Genomic DNA, 15,179 nt, shown 5'->3' with positions numbered 1-15,179 from the left:
TCTCTCGGGTAAGGAAGCTCACCCCCCCCCCCCCCCGCCCCCCACCCCCCCCCCCCCCCCCCCCCCCCCCCCCCCCCCCCCACCACGTTGTGCAGTACGAACACGAGGAGGAGCGGTCACAGTGCTTGATCCGCAGGGTTTGTACGCATGGGAGCCGAAGGGCCTGGCCGTGGTGGACATGGCGCTCGCCCAGGAGTCGGCCGGACTGGTCATGCTCTACCACTTCGACGGATACATCGACGCGGGCGAAACCGGCGACCAGATCGTCGACCGGCTGCTCGACTCGCTGCCCCACCAGGTCGTGGCCCGTTTCGACCACGACCGGCTCGTGGACTACCGGGCCCGCCGCCCGCTGCTGACGTTCAAGCGCGACCGCTGGACCGAATACGAAGAGCCGACCCTTGACGTACGGCTCGTACAGGACGCCACGGGCGCGCCCTTCCTGCTGCTCTCCGGCCCCGAGCCGGACGTCGAGTGGGAGCGCTTCGCCGCCGCCGTCCAGCAGGTCGTGGAGCGGCTCGGCGTCCGCCTCTCCGTGAACTTCCACGGCATCCCCATGGGCGTCCCGCACACGCGCCCCGTGGGCCTCACCCCGCACGGCAACCGCGCCGAGCTGGTGCCGGGACACCGCAGCCCCTTCGACGAGGCACAGGTCCCCGGCAGCGCCGAGGCGCTCGTCGAGTACCGCCTCATGGAGGCCGGACACGACGTCCTCGGCGTCGCCGCGCACGTGCCGCACTACATCGCCCGCTCCCCGTACCCGGACGCCGCGCTGACCGTCCTGGAGTCGATCACCGCCGCGACCGGCCTGGTACTCCCCGGCATCGCGCACTCCCTGCGCACCGAGGCGCACCGCACCCAGACGGAGATCGACCGGCAGATCCAGGAGGGCGACGAAGAGCTCGTCTCCCTCGTCCAGGGCCTTGAGCACCAGTACGACGCCGCCGCGGGCGCCGAGACCCGGGGCAACATGCTCGCGGAGCCGGTGGACATCCCGTCGGCGGACGAGATCGGGTTGGAGTTCGAGCGGTTCCTGGCGGAGCGGGAGGGCGACGCCTAGCCCTGGTCTTTCCGGGCTCCCTGTCGGAGGGACTGTCAGTGGCAGGCCCTAAGCTGCTGGGCATGCTGAAGGTGGGCCTGACCGGCGGTATCGGCGCCGGCAAGAGCGAGGTGTCGCGGCTGCTCGTCGAGCACGGCGCGGTGCTGATCGACGCGGACCGGATCGCGCGGGAGGTCGTCGCGCCCGGAACTCCCGGGCTCGCGGCCGTCGTCGACGCCTTCGGCGAGGAGATGCTCGCACCGGACGGCAGCCTGGACCGGCCCAAGCTGGGCTCCATCGTCTTCGCCGACCCGGAGAAGCTCGCCACTCTGAACGCGATCGTGCACCCCCTGGTGGGCGCCCGTTCACGCGAACTCGAAGGCGCCGCCTCCGAAGACGCCGTCGTCGTGCACGACGTGCCCCTGCTCGCGGAGAACGGCCTCGCGGGGCTGTACGACCTCGTGATCGTCGTCGACGCCGGCCCGGAAACCCAGCTCGACCGCCTCGTCCGGCTGCGCGGCATGACCGAGGAGGACGCCCGCGCCCGCATGGCCGCGCAGGCCACGCGTGACAAGCGCCTGGAGATCGCGGACATCGTCATCGACAACGACGTACCACTGGAAGAGCTGGAGCGCCGCGTACAGGACGTATGGACGGATCTCGTACGGAGGGCACACCAGCCCCAGGAATAGCGGCCCTCCTTGGGGGCGTTGAACCCGTGCAGTGAGGGAAGGAGTCAGCCGTGCCCGAGACCAGCGGATCGACCGGACGTACTCCGGAGACGCATGTCATCGACTTCCGTGCCGCCGAGCAACTGCTCGCCGCGCGGGACCCGCGGGGTGCGGTGAAGCTGCTCGACTCAGTCATCGCCGCGCATCCGGAGAACACGGCCGCGCGGTTGCTGCGCGCGCGTGCCTTCTTCGCCGCCGCGCAACTGCGCCCCGCGGAGCTGGAGTTCACGATCGTCCTGGAGCGCGAGCCGGACAACGCGTTCGCGCACTTCGCGCTCGCCCGGACCTATGAGCGCCAGGCCCGCCCCGACGAGGCGAAGCGCCACTTCAGACTGGCGGCGGCCCTGGACCCGAAGCCGCAGTACCTGGAAGCCGCGCGCTTCGACTCGTGAGACCTGAACCGGACGGGGACGGCGGACGGGGACGGCGGACGGGGACGGTGGTCAGGGACCTCGGACAGGGGCGGTGGTCAGGGGCGCAGGACAGGGACCACGGTCAGGGGTGGCGGTGTTCCGGCGGCCGATACGGCGGCGGCCGGTGGTCCGGCGGCCGGTACGGCGGGATGTCGCGGCCCGGCTGGTAATGCGGACCCTGGCGGATGTGCCGCAGGATCATGGTCATGTCGACGGTGACGATCAGCCACAGCACGCCGCAGGCGGCCGCCCATCCGGGCCGCCCGGCCAGGGCGAACGCGGCCGTCCCGGCGATCGCCCAGATCAGACCCCAGACGCTCAGCCAGAAGCGCATCCGCAGAGCACTGCGCGCTGTCGTCGGTTCACTGCCCGTACGCATCGAGATCACTACTCCTACTGGGAAACGTACTCTTCGTGGTGCACGTTCACCAAGGGAGAGCGGTGGGAGCGACGGGGGAGGCGACAGTGCTGCTGGAGGCGCTGCGGGCGGACGCGAGGCTCGCCGAGTGGCTGAGGGACCTGGAGAGTGAGGGCGCGCCCCCGGTGGAGGTGGTGCTGCCGGACGCGGACGAGCTGCCGGACGTCCTGCTCGACCTGACCGTGGCCCACGAGCACATCAACGAACTCGTCGCACTGCGCGCCCGGTTGGCGGCGGACGAGGAGGCGATGACGCTCCTCGCGCGGTGTGTCGGCCGCTTCGTACGGGACATGGGGGAGATCGAAAAGGGCTGGGAGCCGCCCGCGTTCCCCGCGTCGACGGGGGTGCTCGGGCGCTGCTTCCATCTGTACGTCTTCATCGCGGCCCTTCCCTACGTGCGCGCGTACCACCGGCGGCGCGGCGTCCCGGAGGACGTGTCCCGGCGCACCCTCGCCGACCTCGGCCGGCACGTGGCCGTACACCACAGACGGCTCGGCACGCCTGGGCTGCTGTTCCCCTGGTGGATAGCCCTGCACTTCCACGGTGAGCTGTTCCAGCTGGGCCGGCTGCAGTTCCAGCGGGCGCGACTCGGCCGGCGCACGGGCCGGGCCGTCGCGGCGGCGGGCCTGGGAGCGGGTCCCGGCGACCCTTGTCTGAGCGTGCACATCACCGACTTCCGCGGCCCCTTGTCCCCCTCCGCCTGCGACCGTTCGCTCACGCTGGCACGGGAGTTCTTCGCCCGCCACTACCCCGACGAGCGCTACGAAGTCGCGGTCTGCCACTCCTGGCTCCTCGACCCCCAGCTCAAGCGGTACGTGCCGGCCGACTCCAACATCGTCCGCTTCCAGGACCGCTTCGAGATCGCCTACCAGGAGGCGACCCCGGACGACGGCGTCCCCGTCGGGTTCGTCTTCGGTGATCCGGAGCTGCCGGTGGAGGAGCTGCCGCGGCGCAGCAGTGTCGAGCGCGCGGTGGGGGACCATCTGCGCGCGGGCGGACACTGGTACGTCGGGCAGGGCTGGTTCGCGCTGTAACACGTCGCCAATCCGTCGCCCCCTCGTCGTGCACCCGTCGCACACCTGCCGCCATCACTCGAACGAGTGATGGAGAAGGGGAACGGGCGGACGAGGGCGGGCCGTTGGACGGGTATGAGGATCGAGAAGCGTCAGGGACACGAGGGGACCGGACCCGGTGCGATCACACCGGATGGCTGCGCTGTCGAGGTCTATGCGCGCCTGCCGGTCAGGGACGAGCCGGACATCATCACCGCGGCGGTGCCCGCGGGCGCGCACATCCTGGAACTGGGCAGCGGGGTGGGCCGGATGACCCATCCCCTCCTGGAGCGCGGGTTCACGGTCACGGCGGTGGACGAGTCGGCGGAGATGCTGAAGCGGGTCCGCGGGGCCCGCACGATACGCAGCGCCATCGAGGACCTCGACCTCGGTGAGACGTTCGACGTGGTGATGCTCGCGTCGTTCCTCGTCCACACCGGGGACATCGAGGAGCGGCACGCGCTGCTGAAGACATGCGCCCGCCATGTCGCCGAGGACGGCTGTGTGTTGATCCAGCGCGAGGGAGAGGACTGGCACACGAACGTGCCCCGCGAGCGGGTCGACCCCTCCGGCTTCACCTCACGGATCCTGTCGGCAGAGCCCGTCGGTGACGGTGTGAATTCGGTTCACGCGGAGTATGTGTTCCCGGACGCGACATGGACCCAGACGTTCCTGGCCCGCCCGCTGACGAAGGAGCAGTTCGAGGAGGCGTTGAGGGAGGCGGGGCTGGGAGTGGACCGGTATCTGACGGAGGACGGGGTGTGGGTGAAGGCGGTGAAGGTCTAGCTGTTTGGTGAGGCGGCGAGCCATCCAGCTCCGGGGGCAATCTTCAGCCCGTCCGGCGTTTGAGGACGAGGCCGTTCAGGTCGAAGCGGGGGTCTGGGGGCGCAGCCCCCAGGGACGATGGGGGTCCCCCCGCTCGAGCGAAGCCGAGAGTGGGGGAGGGGTAGGGGCGGAGGGGGGCGAACAAATCCCGTCCCACACCGATGAGTTCCAGACGCCCACCCGGTCTACCTCTGTGAAAGCACCGGCCCCCGCTTCACACAGGAGACCCCGATGTCCGAGACCACCGCCCCCGTCACCTCCGTCACCCACGCTCCCTCCGCGTCCACCCCCACCCCCGCCTCCACCACACCCCGCACCCGCCGCGCCCGCATCTCCCTCACCGCCCTGCAAATCGTCCTAGGCCTCTTCTACGGGATCGCGAGCGCCCTGCCCAAGCTGATCGCGCACCCGTCGGCCGTCGAGGCCTTCGACAAGCTGGGCTGGGGCCACACGGGCATGTACATCATCGGCGCGCTCGAACTCGCCGGAGGCATCGCCCTGTTGACCCCGCTGCTGGACTCCGTGGCGGCGGTGGCGCTCAGCGCGCTGATGGTCGGCGCGTTCATCGTGAACGTCACCGCCATTCACGGACCGTACGAGGCGACCCCGCTCATCCTGATCCTGCCGCTCGCCCTGATCGCGTGGGCCCGCAGGAGCCACACCACCGAGCTGCTCCGCCTGGTACGCCGACGGGTGTGACGGCCGTACGAGACCGAGGGCTCCCCCATACAGCAGGGGGAGCCCTCGAAGTCGTACGCCAGGACTGGCGCCCCCCGCCTCCCGCCCTGCTCCCGGACGTTCAGGAGCCGTCGAGACCGCTCTCCGGGCCGGAGGGGCCGGGTGGGCCGGAGAGCCCCCGCAGGCGTTCCATCTCGCGCCGGTCCCGCTTGGTCGGGCGACCGGCGCCGCGGTCGCGGACGCCTGCCGGGGCTACGGCCTCGCGGGGCGGCGGCGGAGGACTGTTGTCGACATAGCACTCAGCCGCGACCGGTGGGCCGACCCGCTTGCGGATCAGGCGCTTCACGACGACGACCCGCTCCCGGCCGCCGTGCCGCAGACGCACCTCGTCGCCGACGTGCACGCCGTACGCGGGCTTGACGCGTTCGCCGTTCACCCGGACATGGCCGCCCCGGCAGGCGGTGGCGCCCATCGAGCGGGTCTTGACGAGACGCACGGACCAGATCCAGCTGTCCACCCGCACGCTCTCGCCGCTCGCCGGCCCGGCGGCCTTGGCTGCGGCGACGGCATCGGCGTCGGCATCGGCCGAGCCGCGCACATCTGCCGTGCTCTCCGTGGCGTCGTCCCTGTCCTCGCCCGCACCCTCAGAACCCATGTCTCGACCTTAGTCCCCCGTAGCGGACGGGCCGGGCGGAATTTCCGTCGCACGGACAGCCCCGGATGCGATCGCCCCGGGGAGTGCCGAGGCTGTTGTGTGAGGTCGTCCGGGATGCGGCAGGAAGCGGTCGCTGTGTACGTGGCGAAGTACGTCAGCAGGGCGCGGCCGAAACAGGTGCCCCTGGGTCCCCACCACCGCCGTCACCCTCGGCGGCGTTGCCCTCGCGAAGGTCGGCTATGACAAGTACCTCCGCTTCATCTGGCCGCTCCTCGCGATCCTCTCCCTGCTGATCTGCGGGTTCGTGGCGGCGGGGTGCGTCGATGACGTAGCCGTACGGGGCAGGCGCCCGGTCGTCACCCGGTCGTACGGTGGTGGCATGGACAGCAGCGGTCTGGCCGGACTGGACGCGCGGGTCACCGGGTGCCGGGCCTGTCCGCGCCTCGTCGCATGGCGGGAGGAGGTGGCCCGTACCAAGCGCGCCGCCTTCGCCGACCAGACGTACTGGGGTCGCCCGGTACCCGGCTTCGGACCGGCCGACGCCGCGCTGCTGATCGTCGGACTCGCGCCCGCCGCGCACGGGGGGAACCGGACCGGGCGGATGTTCACGGGGGACCGGTCCGGGGACGTTCTCTACGCGGCGCTGCACGATGTGGGGCTGGCGTCGCGGGGGACTTCGGTGAGCGTGGACGACGGGCTGGAGCTGTACGGCGTACGCGTGACCTCGCCCGTGCACTGCGCGCCGCCCGCCAACAAGCCGACGCCCGAGGAGCGGGACACCTGCCGACCATGGCTCGTAAGGGAGTTGGAGCTGTTGCGGCCCTCGCTTCGCGCGGTCGTCGTGCTCGGCGCCTTCGGGTGGCAGGCCGCGTTGCCCGCGCTCGCCGCGGCGGGGTGGGTGGTGCCTCGGCCGAGGCCGGTGTTCGCGCACGGGGCGCGGGTCACGCTCGAGCCGGAGCCGGAGCCGGAGCCGGAGCCGGAGCCGGAGCCGGAGTCGGAGCCGGAGCCGGAGTCGAGCGGCTCGGTCGAGCTCTTCGGATGCTTCCACGTCAGCCAGCGGAACACCTTCACCGGGAAGCTGACCCCCGCCATGCTGCGGGACGTGCTGCGTACGGCGGCCGAGGCGGCGGGGCTGCCGACGCGGCCGTACGCGGGTTAGCCTCGCGTGATGGGCCTCTATCCGGAGATCGAACCGTACGACCAGGGGATGCTCGACGTCGGGGACGGCAACCGTGTGTACTGGGAGGTCTGCGGTAACCCCGACGGCAAGACCGCCGTCATGCTGCACGGCGGTCCGGGGTCCGGATGCGGTCCTTGGTTCCGGCGCTACTGCGACCCCGCCAAGTATCGGATCGTGCTGCTCGACCAGCGCGGTTGCGGACGTTCCACCCCGCTCGCGAGCGCGTTCGGGACGGACATGAGCGTCAATACGACGGCGCATGTGATCGGGGACCTGGAGCTGCTGCGACGTCACTTGGGCATCGAGCGGTGGCTGGTGTGGGGGGTGTCGTGGGGTTCGGTGCTGGGGCTGCGGTACGCGCAGACGCACCCGGACGTCGTATCCGAGTTGGTGCTGACCGCGGTGGCCACCGGCTCGAACGCCGAAGTGGCCCTGCTGACCAGGGGACTTGGGAAGATCTTCCCCGAGGCCTTCGAACGGTTCCTCGCCGAGCTGCCGGAGGGGGAGCGGGACGGGAACCTCGCGGCCGCGTACAGCCGGCTGCTCGAATCGCCCGACCCCGAGGTGCGGGTGCGGGCGGCGCGGGCCTGGACCGACTGGGAGACGGCGATCGTCCCCGCGCCGCCGAGGTCCGTGGAGCGTTACGAGGACCCGCGGTTCCGCCTCGGCTTCGCGCGGACCGTCACGCACTACTTCGGCAACGACCACTTCCTGGGGGAGGACAACGACGAGGGCGTCGTGATCCGCGACGCGGCCCTGCTGAAGGGCATCCCCGGCACCCTCGTCCAGGGCAGCCTCGACTTGGCGAACCTGCTGGGCACGGTGTGGCGGCTTCACCGGGCCTGGCCCGACAGTGAGTTGATCATCGTGGACGACGTGGGGCACACCATGGGCGCGACGGGTGTGGTGGACGCGTTGGTGGCGGCGACGGACAAGTACGCCCTCCGCTAGGGATCTTCAGGTTCAGCGATCTTCGGGTTCAGGGAACTTCGGTTTCGCCGAAGAGGTGCCGCACCGTGGACCGATAGTTGGCCTGGACATGGGCGAGCGCGTGCGCACGGGCCCGGTCCGGGTCGCCGGACGCGATCGACTCGTACAACTCGCGGTGTTCGGTGAGGAGTTGGGGCCATTCCTCGTTCTGCCGGGTGAGCCAGCGCAGTCGGCCGTCGACCGGCTCCATGACGGAGATCAGCAGGCTGTTGCCCGCCATGGCCAGGATGCGGTCGTGGAAACGGGTGTTGATGTCGGTGATCGCCTCCGCGTCGTCGGCGCGGGTCGCGGTCGCCGCGCGGTCCAGCAACTCCTCCAGTTCCGCGAGGGTTTCCGGTATGGCGCGGGAGGCGGCGCGTCCGGCCGCGTAGACCTCCAGGGCCTCGCGCAGTTCGAAGAGTTCCTTGACGTCGGTCGGAGTCAGCCGGCGTACGACGGTCCTGCGCGGCGTCTCGAAGAGGACGAAACCCTCGGCGACCAGGGCGCGGATCGCCTCGCGGACCGGAACCCGGGAGACGCCGAGGCGCTCGGCCAGTTCCCGCTCGACCAGGCGGTCGCCGGGCCGGAGGCGGCCCGCGATGATGTCCTGCCGCAGGGTCGCCAGGACGCGCTCACGCACCGCTCCCAGGGGTTCGATCTTCGTCATGAGGCCATCCTCGCCGACTTGGGACCTGTTTTACGGAGCGTTAACAATTGCGACATCGGTCGGAACGGTTGACGGAGGGACCATGAGAGCAGTTTGGTATACCAAACACGCTTGGAAAGGCCACCTGGAAAGGCCACCTCCGTCCCCTCGCTCAGGGAGGCCCCGTGTCCCTCGCCGACCGTGCCGAAGTCACCGGCACGCCAGCGTTCGTCCCCGACCCCCGGCTCACCAACGAAGACCTCGCGCCCGCCGACAAGCGCAACTGGAAGGTCTTCGACCTCTTCGCCATGTGGATGTCCGACGTCCACAACCTCGGCAACTACACGTTCGCCGCAGGCCTGTTGGTCCTCGGCATGAACGTCTGGCAGATCTTCACGTCGCTGCTCGTCGGCTTCGTGATCATCTATGCCGGGATGAACATGATGGGCCGCATCGGGCAGCGCACCGGCGTGCCCTTCCCCGTCGTCAGCCGCATCAGCTTCGGCGTCTGGGGTGCCAACATCCCCGCGCTGATCAGGGCCGTCATCGCCATCATGTGGTACGGCATCCAGACCTATCTGGCGTCGGTCGCGGTCAACGTCATGCTGCTGGCGGCCTGGCCGGGTCTCGAGTCCTGGACCCACCACTCCTTCCTCGGCCTGGACGCACTCGGCTGGACGTCCTTCGTCACCCTGTGGCTGATTCAGGCGATGATCATCAGCCAGGGCATGGAGTCGGTCCGGAAGTTCCAGGACTTCTGCGGCCCGGCGATCTGGCTGGTGATGATCGCGCTGGCCATCTGGGTCCTCGCCAAGGCCGGCTGGAGCATCTCGCTCACCTCGACCCCGCACCCGGTCTCCGTCGGCGAGCAGTGGCGGCAGTGGTTCGGAGCGGTCGGGCTGATCCTCGCCACCTACGGCACCCTGATGCTCAACTTCTGCGACTTCTCACGCTTCGCCCCCAGCTACAAGACGGTCCGGCGCGGCAACTTCTGGGGCCTGCCCATCAACTCCACGGCCTTCGTGATCGTGTCGGTCATCGTCACGGCCGGCTCGATCGAGGCGTTCGGCGAGGCCATCACCGACCCGGCGCTGCTCGTCGCGAAGATCGGCAACACCTGGGTCCTGGTCCTCGGCGCCCTGACCTTCGCCATCGCCACCATGGGCGTCAACATCGTCGCCAACTTCGTCTCGCCGGCGTACGACCTGGCGAACGTCTGGCCGCAGAAGATCACCTTCAAGGTCGGCGGCATGATCAGCACGGTCGCCGCACTGGTCGTGACCCCCTGGAACCTCTTCTCCAACCCCACCGTCGTCAACTACTTCCTCGGCGGCCTCGGCGCCTTCCTGGGACCGCTGTTCGGCGTGATCATGCTCGACTACTACTGGGTCAAGCGCGGCCGCGTCGACATCGACCAGCTCTTCAACGCCCAGCCGGGATCGCGCTACTACTACCGCAAGGGCGTCAACCCCAAGGCCCTGTGGGCGTTCCTGCCCTCGGCGGCCGTGGCCGCGGTGCTCGCGCTGGTGAAGGCCTTCAGCGACGTCGCCCCGTACTCCTGGTTCATCGGGACGGCGCTGGCCGCCGGACTGTACGCGGTGCTGTGCCGCTCCGAGCGCACCGTTTCCGAGGCCGCTGTTCCCGAGCCCGTGGAGGTCTGAGCGGCGTGCGCATCGTCGTCACCAACTGCAACACGACGCAGGAGATGACCGAGGAGATCGTACGAGGTGCCCGGGCCGCCGCAGGCCCGGGCACCACCGTGACCGGACTCACCCCCGCCTGGGGACCCGAGTCCGCGGAGGGCTGGCTCGACAGCTATCTCTCGGCGGCGGCCGTCCTCGACACCCTGCGCACGTACGAGGGCCCGTACGACGCCGTGGTCATGGCCGGTTTCGGGGAGCACGGCCGCGAGGGCGCACGGGAGCTGGTGGACGTACCGGTCGTCGACATCACCGAGGCCGCCGCCCACCTCGCCTGCCTGCTCGGCCGCCGGTACGGCGTCGTCACCACCCTGGAACGCTCGCGCGGCCAGATCGAGGACAGCCTGTACGCCGCCGGGGTCGCCCAGAACTGCTCCGCGGTCGTCGGCACCGGGCTCGGCGTCCTCGACCTCGGCGACACCGAACGCACCGAGGAGGCCTTCATACGCGCCGCCGAGCACGCCCGCGATGCCGGAGCCGAGGTCCTCGTCCTCGGCTGCGCCGGCATGACCGGGCTGCAGCGGGCGGTGGGGGAGAAGCTGGGGCTGCCCGTCGTCGACGGGGTCGCCGCGGCGGTCAAGCTCGCGGAGTCACTGGTGTCGCTGGGGCTGACGACGAGCCGGGCGGGGGGTTATGCGCGGCCGTTGCCGAAGCGGCGGGTGTGGGGTCCCCCGGGGGCGGGGGGCTCGCCGCGCAACGCGCGTGGCCGACGTACGCCCTAGACGCGGTCGGGCTCGGACACGGCTTCGGGCTCGGACACGGCCACGGGGGCGGGGTCGGGCCCGGGCACGACGGCGGTCGCCGTGATCTCGACGAGCTGGCCGGTGTACCCGAGGCAGGCCACGCCGATCAAGGTCGACGAGTGCGGGCCGATGCTGAGCCCGGACGCCTCGACGACGTCCCAGACGGCGGACAGCACCGCGGGCTCACTGGAGACGACGTACACGTCCGTCGACACGACGTGCGCCATGTCGCTGCCGACCGCGCGCAGTTGCTCGTCGAGGTTGGCCAGCACCTGCTCGGCCTGCCGTACGGGATCGCCCTCGCCGACGATCTTCCCGCCGGCGTCGAGCGGCACGGACCCGGCGAGGAACGCCAGCTTGGTGCCTGCTTCCACGACGGACGCGTGGGAGTAGACGGGTGGGGTGAAGAGGCTGGGGACGGTGACGCGGTGGACCATGGGGGCTCCCGGGGACTTTCGGCGGGCAACCTGCCGATGATGCGGGTGGGACGACGGGCCCCGCACCCCATTTTTCTCGTTGGAGCGGGCCGGGTTGTGGGCTGTCGACGATGTCGTGCGGGGCCTGGCGAGCGAGCCGGATGATCTCGTGCGGGATCTCGGCCGGGCCGAGGGACTCTTTGCGGCCGCGGTCGGCCCGGCCCGGGAAATCCGATGCCGACTAGTCCCGTCGAATAATCCTTCGAGGGTGCGCAGTTGGTGCTGATACCGTCTCCCACGTGGCGAAACTCAATCAAATCATCGCAGTAGAAAAGGGCGTCAAGGCCAAGTCCCACCAAGACCTGACGACCGCTCATCACGGGCTGCAGAAGCCCGCGTTGCTGGCCGGTATCTCGCGGACGTATCAGCCGAAGGACGAGGAGGGCGAGCAGTTGCCGCCTGAGTCGACGCGGGTTCAGGTGCAGGCTGAGGATGTGCTGCGGGAGACCGCGGGGACGCTGACGCGGCTGTTTGATGTGACCGCCACCAAGGACTGGGCCAACTGCACGGCGCGGGCGGATGTGACGGTGGACGGGCGGGTGCTCGTCGCCGATGTGCCCGTGTCTTATCTGCTGTTTCTTGAGAAGCAGCTCACCGAACTCAATGCCTTTGTGCGGAAGTTGCCGGTTCTCGACGCCTCCGAGTCGTGGGTGCAGGATCCGTCCACCGATGCCTGGAAGACCGAGCCCGTGCGGACGCTGCGGACCAAGAAGGTGCCTCGGAATCACGTCAAGGCCGAGGCCACAGAGAAGCATCCCGCTCAGGTCGAGGTGTATTACGAGGACATCCCGGTCGGGTACTGGACGACTGTGAAGTTCTCCGGGGCCCTGCCCGCGCGGCGCGTCAACGAACTCCTGGACCGGGTCGAGAAGTTGCAGCAGGCCGTCAAGTTCGCCCGCGAAGAGGCGAATGGTGTGGACGTCGTCGACCAGCGGGTGGGCGACGCTGTTTTCGGCTACCTGTTCGGGTAGCCTTCAGAACTCCCCGGCCACCACGCACCACGGCCGGGGTGCGCGAGGAGCGCAAAGCTGAAGCTGAAGCTTGTCGTGACCGAGTGGTCCGTACCCGCCACAGCAGTCAGGGGCGGATCACCATCAATCTCAGACTCTTGCTCCAGACTCAGTATTCGCCGCCGATCGCCGGAACGACCGGGCCCAGGCCCCGGGACGTCGAAATGCTGGTTCAAGTCCAGCCCGCGCAGCTCGATGCGTGGTGGTCCAAAGGCAGGACGCGGCGACATAACGACTGACCTGGGTTCTCAAGAGTGCCGGCGTGTGAAATGGGTGGCATCACAGGGTCCGGGGGCCGGCTACGCCCTCGGGCCCGCTCCCGTTTCCGGGAACGTCGGGCGTCGGACATCGGCGTCGGACATCGGCGTCGGACATCGGCTTCGAACACGGGTTGCGTTCATAAAGAACGCGGCATCCCCGTGAAGCGTCACATCGCGGAAACCCTTACGTTCCATTCCCTCCAGCAACGCGATCTATCGTAGGGACTACAAGGGACCACAACAGCCCGGCCGACGTCGCCCGAAGGCAGCCCCCCGCCCTCGCCCGACAGGAGCCCCGTGCCACTCCCCACCGTCGCCGTACCGCCCTGGCTCGCCCACGCCCTGCGCGCACAGCGGGGACCCGTGCCCTGGAACGCCGTCCTACGGGGTGCCCTGGCCGCCGGGCCCCTGCTGCTCGCGGCCGTGCTGGCCGGGCGGACCTCCCTCGGTGTCGTCGCTGCACTCGGTGCCATGTTCGCCGGGATCAATGACCGGCCGGGGAGCCGGCGGGCCGCCGTGCGGAGGCTGGGAGTGCCCGCGCTCGCGGGTGGCTGCGGGCTGCTCGTCGGGTCGTACGCCGGACAGCACGTCGGGGCTGTGACGCTCACCCTCCTCCTCACCGTCCTCGGGCTCGTCGCCGGAGCCCTGAGTGCCATCGGGCCCGTCGCCTCCGGGGCCGGGACACAACTCCTCGTCGCCTCCGCCATCGGGGCCGGGATGCCGCTGCCCGAGCCCGGGTGGCAGCGTGCGGTTTTCTTCCTGGGCGGGGCCGGGTGGCTTCTCGTCCTGCGGCTCGCGCTGCCGACGACCGGGGCCACCGCCGGGGACTACCGGTTCGACGGGGAGCGGGACGCCGTCGCCGCCGTGTACGACGCGGTCGCCGCGCTGCTCGACGCGGCCGGCGGGCCGGAGGCGACCGGTCGCCGGGTCGCGCTGACCGCCGCGCTCGACCAGGCGCAGGACGCGCTCGCCGGGCCCCGGCTGCGCCGGTACGCCAGTTCCGCGGCCGAGCGGCGGCTGCACGCGCAGTACGCCGCCGCGCTGCCGCTCGCCGAGGCCGCGACCGCGCTCGCCTGGGCGGGCGAGGCGGTGCCCGCGCGGGCCTCGGAAGGGCCGCGGCGGCTCGCCGTCGCCGTCCGCGCCAACGCGCACCCCGGGCCGTTGCCCGCGCCCGCCCTCCCCCACGCTCGGCTTCGCTCGCGCGGGGGGACCCCCATGGCCCCCGCGCTGCGCGCCCTCCACGACGCGCTGCTGCACGCCGCCGACGCCTTCGACCGGGGTGGCGCCTACAACGCCCTGCACACCCGGCGTCGTACCGCCGTGTCCCTCGCTCGTACCGCCTTCGGTTCCGGAGGGCGCGAGTACGGGCTCCGTGTCGCTCTGTGCTTCGGAGCGAGCGCGGCGGTGGCGCAGGCCCTGCACCAGGCCCGCTGGTACGGGAACCACTCCCACTGGTACTGGCTCCCCGCGACCGCCGTCTTCCTCGTCAAGCCCGACCTCGGGCCGCTCGCCTCGCGCGTGCTGTGCCGGGCGGCGGGGACGGTGCTGGGCGCTGTTGTCTTCGCCGGGTTCGCGGCCCTGCTGCCCCGGCCCGCCGGGCTGGTCGCGCTGGTGGCGCTGTGCGGTGCCCTGATCCCCGTCGCCACACGGCACTTCGCCGCGCAGACCGCCGTCGTCACCGTCCTCGTCCTCGCCCTCGTCATGGTGGGCGGGGAGCCGCAGGCCTCCTGGAGCCGGATCGGCGAGACGCTGCTGGCCTGCGCGATCGTGCTGCTCGTCGGGCATCTGCCGACGCTCGGGCAGCGAGGGGGGACCGTACGGGCCCGGCTCACCCGCGCCGCGGAGGCGGCGGACGCCTATCTCGCGCATGTGCTGAGCGACGGCACGACGGACGACCGGGCCGGCCGGTGGGTCCTGCGCCGCGAGGCCTATCGCGCGCTGGCCGAGGCCCGTGCCGCGATCGACCTCGCCGCCGCCGAACTCCCCGCCCTGGCGCGGCACGCGGAAGGTACGGACGAGGTCGCGGCCACCCTCGAACGGCTCGTCGACACGACCACCGCCTGCGCCGTCCAGCTCGACGACACCGGGCGGCTCACGCCCCGCCACACCGAGCGGATCGCCGAGCTCCTCGACGAGCTGGCCGAGCGCCGGGAGCGGGCGGGGCTTGGGGCACATGGCCGCCTGAGGCCCGAGGTGCCCGTCGCCGCCGCCTGAGGCCCGAGGTGCCCGTCGCCGTCCAGGGCCCGAGGGTCCCATCGCCGTCCAGAACCCGAGCCAGCGCCCAAGCTCCCTAGGTGTACTGACCCGTGAGGTTGGGGACGCGGCTGGCGGGTGGTTGGCCCTTGAGCGCGGTGTGTCCGCGGTGGTGATTGTAGGTGTGGAGC

The 15,179-nt window shown here is 70.9% G+C and carries 16 protein-coding genes; 12 read left to right on the top strand and 4 right to left on the bottom strand.

Annotation, left to right across the window (positions count from 1 at the left end):
- Positions 1-121: 121 nt before the first annotated feature.
- The 3 genes from ACZ4WS_RS30485 (at position 122) to ACZ4WS_RS30475 (ending at position 2,162) form a co-directional block, all read left to right on the top strand.
- Positions 122-1,060 (top strand): PAC2 family protein, encoded by a 939-nt coding sequence (locus tag ACZ4WS_RS30485; RefSeq protein WP_467985501.1) that lies wholly within the window; start codon positions 122-124, stop codon positions 1,058-1,060.
- Between the two features lie 62 nt (positions 1,061-1,122).
- Complete coding sequence (gene coaE, locus ACZ4WS_RS30480; RefSeq protein ID WP_467985499.1) at positions 1,123-1,731, top strand: dephospho-CoA kinase; 609 nt, start codon at positions 1,123-1,125, stop codon at positions 1,729-1,731.
- A gap of 50 nt (positions 1,732-1,781) precedes the next feature.
- Positions 1,782-2,162, top strand: coding sequence for a tetratricopeptide repeat protein (locus tag ACZ4WS_RS30475; RefSeq protein WP_467985497.1), 381 nt, complete (start codon positions 1,782-1,784; stop codon positions 2,160-2,162).
- A gap of 103 nt (positions 2,163-2,265) precedes the next feature.
- Here the strand turns inward: ACZ4WS_RS30475 and ACZ4WS_RS30470 are convergent, their stop codons facing one another.
- Entirely contained in the window at positions 2,266-2,562 is a 297-nt protein-coding gene (locus ACZ4WS_RS30470; RefSeq protein ID WP_467985495.1) for a DUF6343 family protein, read from the bottom strand.
- 86 nt (positions 2,563-2,648) lie between these two features.
- Between ACZ4WS_RS30470 and ACZ4WS_RS30465 the strand changes: the two genes are divergently transcribed.
- The 3 genes from ACZ4WS_RS30465 to ACZ4WS_RS30455 all read left to right on the top strand — a co-directional run bounded on the left by ACZ4WS_RS30465 (position 2,649) and on the right by ACZ4WS_RS30455 (position 5,177).
- Positions 2,649-3,635, top strand: coding sequence for an acyltransferase domain-containing protein (locus ACZ4WS_RS30465; RefSeq protein WP_467985889.1), 987 nt, complete (start codon positions 2,649-2,651; stop codon positions 3,633-3,635).
- A 114-nt stretch (positions 3,636-3,749) separates the two neighbouring features.
- Positions 3,750-4,439 carry a class I SAM-dependent methyltransferase gene (locus ACZ4WS_RS30460; RefSeq protein WP_467985493.1) on the top strand — a complete coding sequence of 230 codons (690 nt, stop codon included), beginning with the start codon at positions 3,750-3,752 and terminating at the stop codon, positions 4,437-4,439.
- Positions 4,440-4,709: 270 nt separating this feature from the next.
- Positions 4,710-5,177, top strand: a complete 468-nt coding sequence (locus ACZ4WS_RS30455; protein ID WP_467985491.1) for a DoxX family protein — start codon at positions 4,710-4,712, stop codon at positions 5,175-5,177.
- 100 nt (positions 5,178-5,277) lie between these two features.
- On the opposite strand, the gene ACZ4WS_RS30450 is transcribed toward ACZ4WS_RS30455, so the two are convergent.
- Entirely contained in the window at positions 5,278-5,811 is a 534-nt protein-coding gene (locus ACZ4WS_RS30450) for an RNA-binding S4 domain-containing protein (protein WP_467985489.1), read from the bottom strand.
- A gap of 379 nt (positions 5,812-6,190) precedes the next feature.
- On the opposite strand from ACZ4WS_RS30450, the gene ACZ4WS_RS30445 reads away from it, so the two are divergent.
- Together ACZ4WS_RS30445 and pip are read left to right on the top strand one after the other, a co-directional pair.
- Positions 6,191-6,970 (top strand): uracil-DNA glycosylase, encoded by a 780-nt coding sequence (locus ACZ4WS_RS30445; protein ID WP_467985487.1) that lies wholly within the window; start codon positions 6,191-6,193, stop codon positions 6,968-6,970.
- 9 nt (positions 6,971-6,979) lie between these two features.
- Positions 6,980-7,942, top strand: a complete 963-nt coding sequence (gene pip, locus ACZ4WS_RS30440) for a prolyl aminopeptidase (protein ID WP_467985485.1) — start codon at positions 6,980-6,982, stop codon at positions 7,940-7,942.
- Positions 7,943-7,970: 28 nt separating this feature from the next.
- Here pip and ACZ4WS_RS30435 read toward each other — a convergent pair whose 3' ends face one another.
- Complete coding sequence (locus tag ACZ4WS_RS30435) at positions 7,971-8,627, bottom strand: GntR family transcriptional regulator (protein WP_467985484.1); 657 nt, start codon at positions 8,625-8,627, stop codon at positions 7,971-7,973.
- A gap of 164 nt (positions 8,628-8,791) precedes the next feature.
- Between ACZ4WS_RS30435 and ACZ4WS_RS30430 the strand changes: the two genes are divergently transcribed.
- Positions 8,792-10,267: an NCS1 family nucleobase:cation symporter-1 gene (locus tag ACZ4WS_RS30430; RefSeq protein WP_467985482.1), complete on the top strand. Its 1,476-nt coding sequence runs from the start codon at positions 8,792-8,794 to the stop codon at positions 10,265-10,267.
- A 5-nt stretch (positions 10,268-10,272) separates the two neighbouring features.
- Positions 10,273-11,028, top strand: coding sequence for an aspartate/glutamate racemase family protein (locus ACZ4WS_RS30425; RefSeq protein WP_467985480.1), 756 nt, complete (start codon positions 10,273-10,275; stop codon positions 11,026-11,028).
- On the opposite strand, the gene ACZ4WS_RS30420 is transcribed toward ACZ4WS_RS30425, so the two are convergent.
- Positions 11,025-11,486: a RidA family protein gene (locus ACZ4WS_RS30420; RefSeq protein ID WP_467985478.1), complete on the bottom strand. Its 462-nt coding sequence runs from the start codon at positions 11,484-11,486 to the stop codon at positions 11,025-11,027. The two genes, ACZ4WS_RS30425 and ACZ4WS_RS30420, sit on opposite strands and share 4 nt — an antisense overlap.
- A 278-nt stretch (positions 11,487-11,764) precedes the next feature.
- On the opposite strand from ACZ4WS_RS30420, the gene ACZ4WS_RS30415 reads away from it, so the two are divergent.
- On the top strand, positions 11,765-12,496 hold the full coding sequence (locus ACZ4WS_RS30415; RefSeq protein ID WP_467985476.1) for a DUF7873 family protein: 732 nt from the start codon (positions 11,765-11,767) through the stop codon (positions 12,494-12,496).
- 596 nt (positions 12,497-13,092) lie between these two features.
- Entirely contained in the window at positions 13,093-15,009 is a 1,917-nt protein-coding gene (locus ACZ4WS_RS30410) for an FUSC family protein (RefSeq protein WP_467985474.1), read from the top strand.
- Positions 15,010-15,179 lie beyond the last annotated feature (170 nt).

The organism is Streptomyces sp. NPDC029292 (genome assembly GCF_055569295.1).
This window is presented reverse-complemented; position numbering and strand designations above follow the sequence as displayed.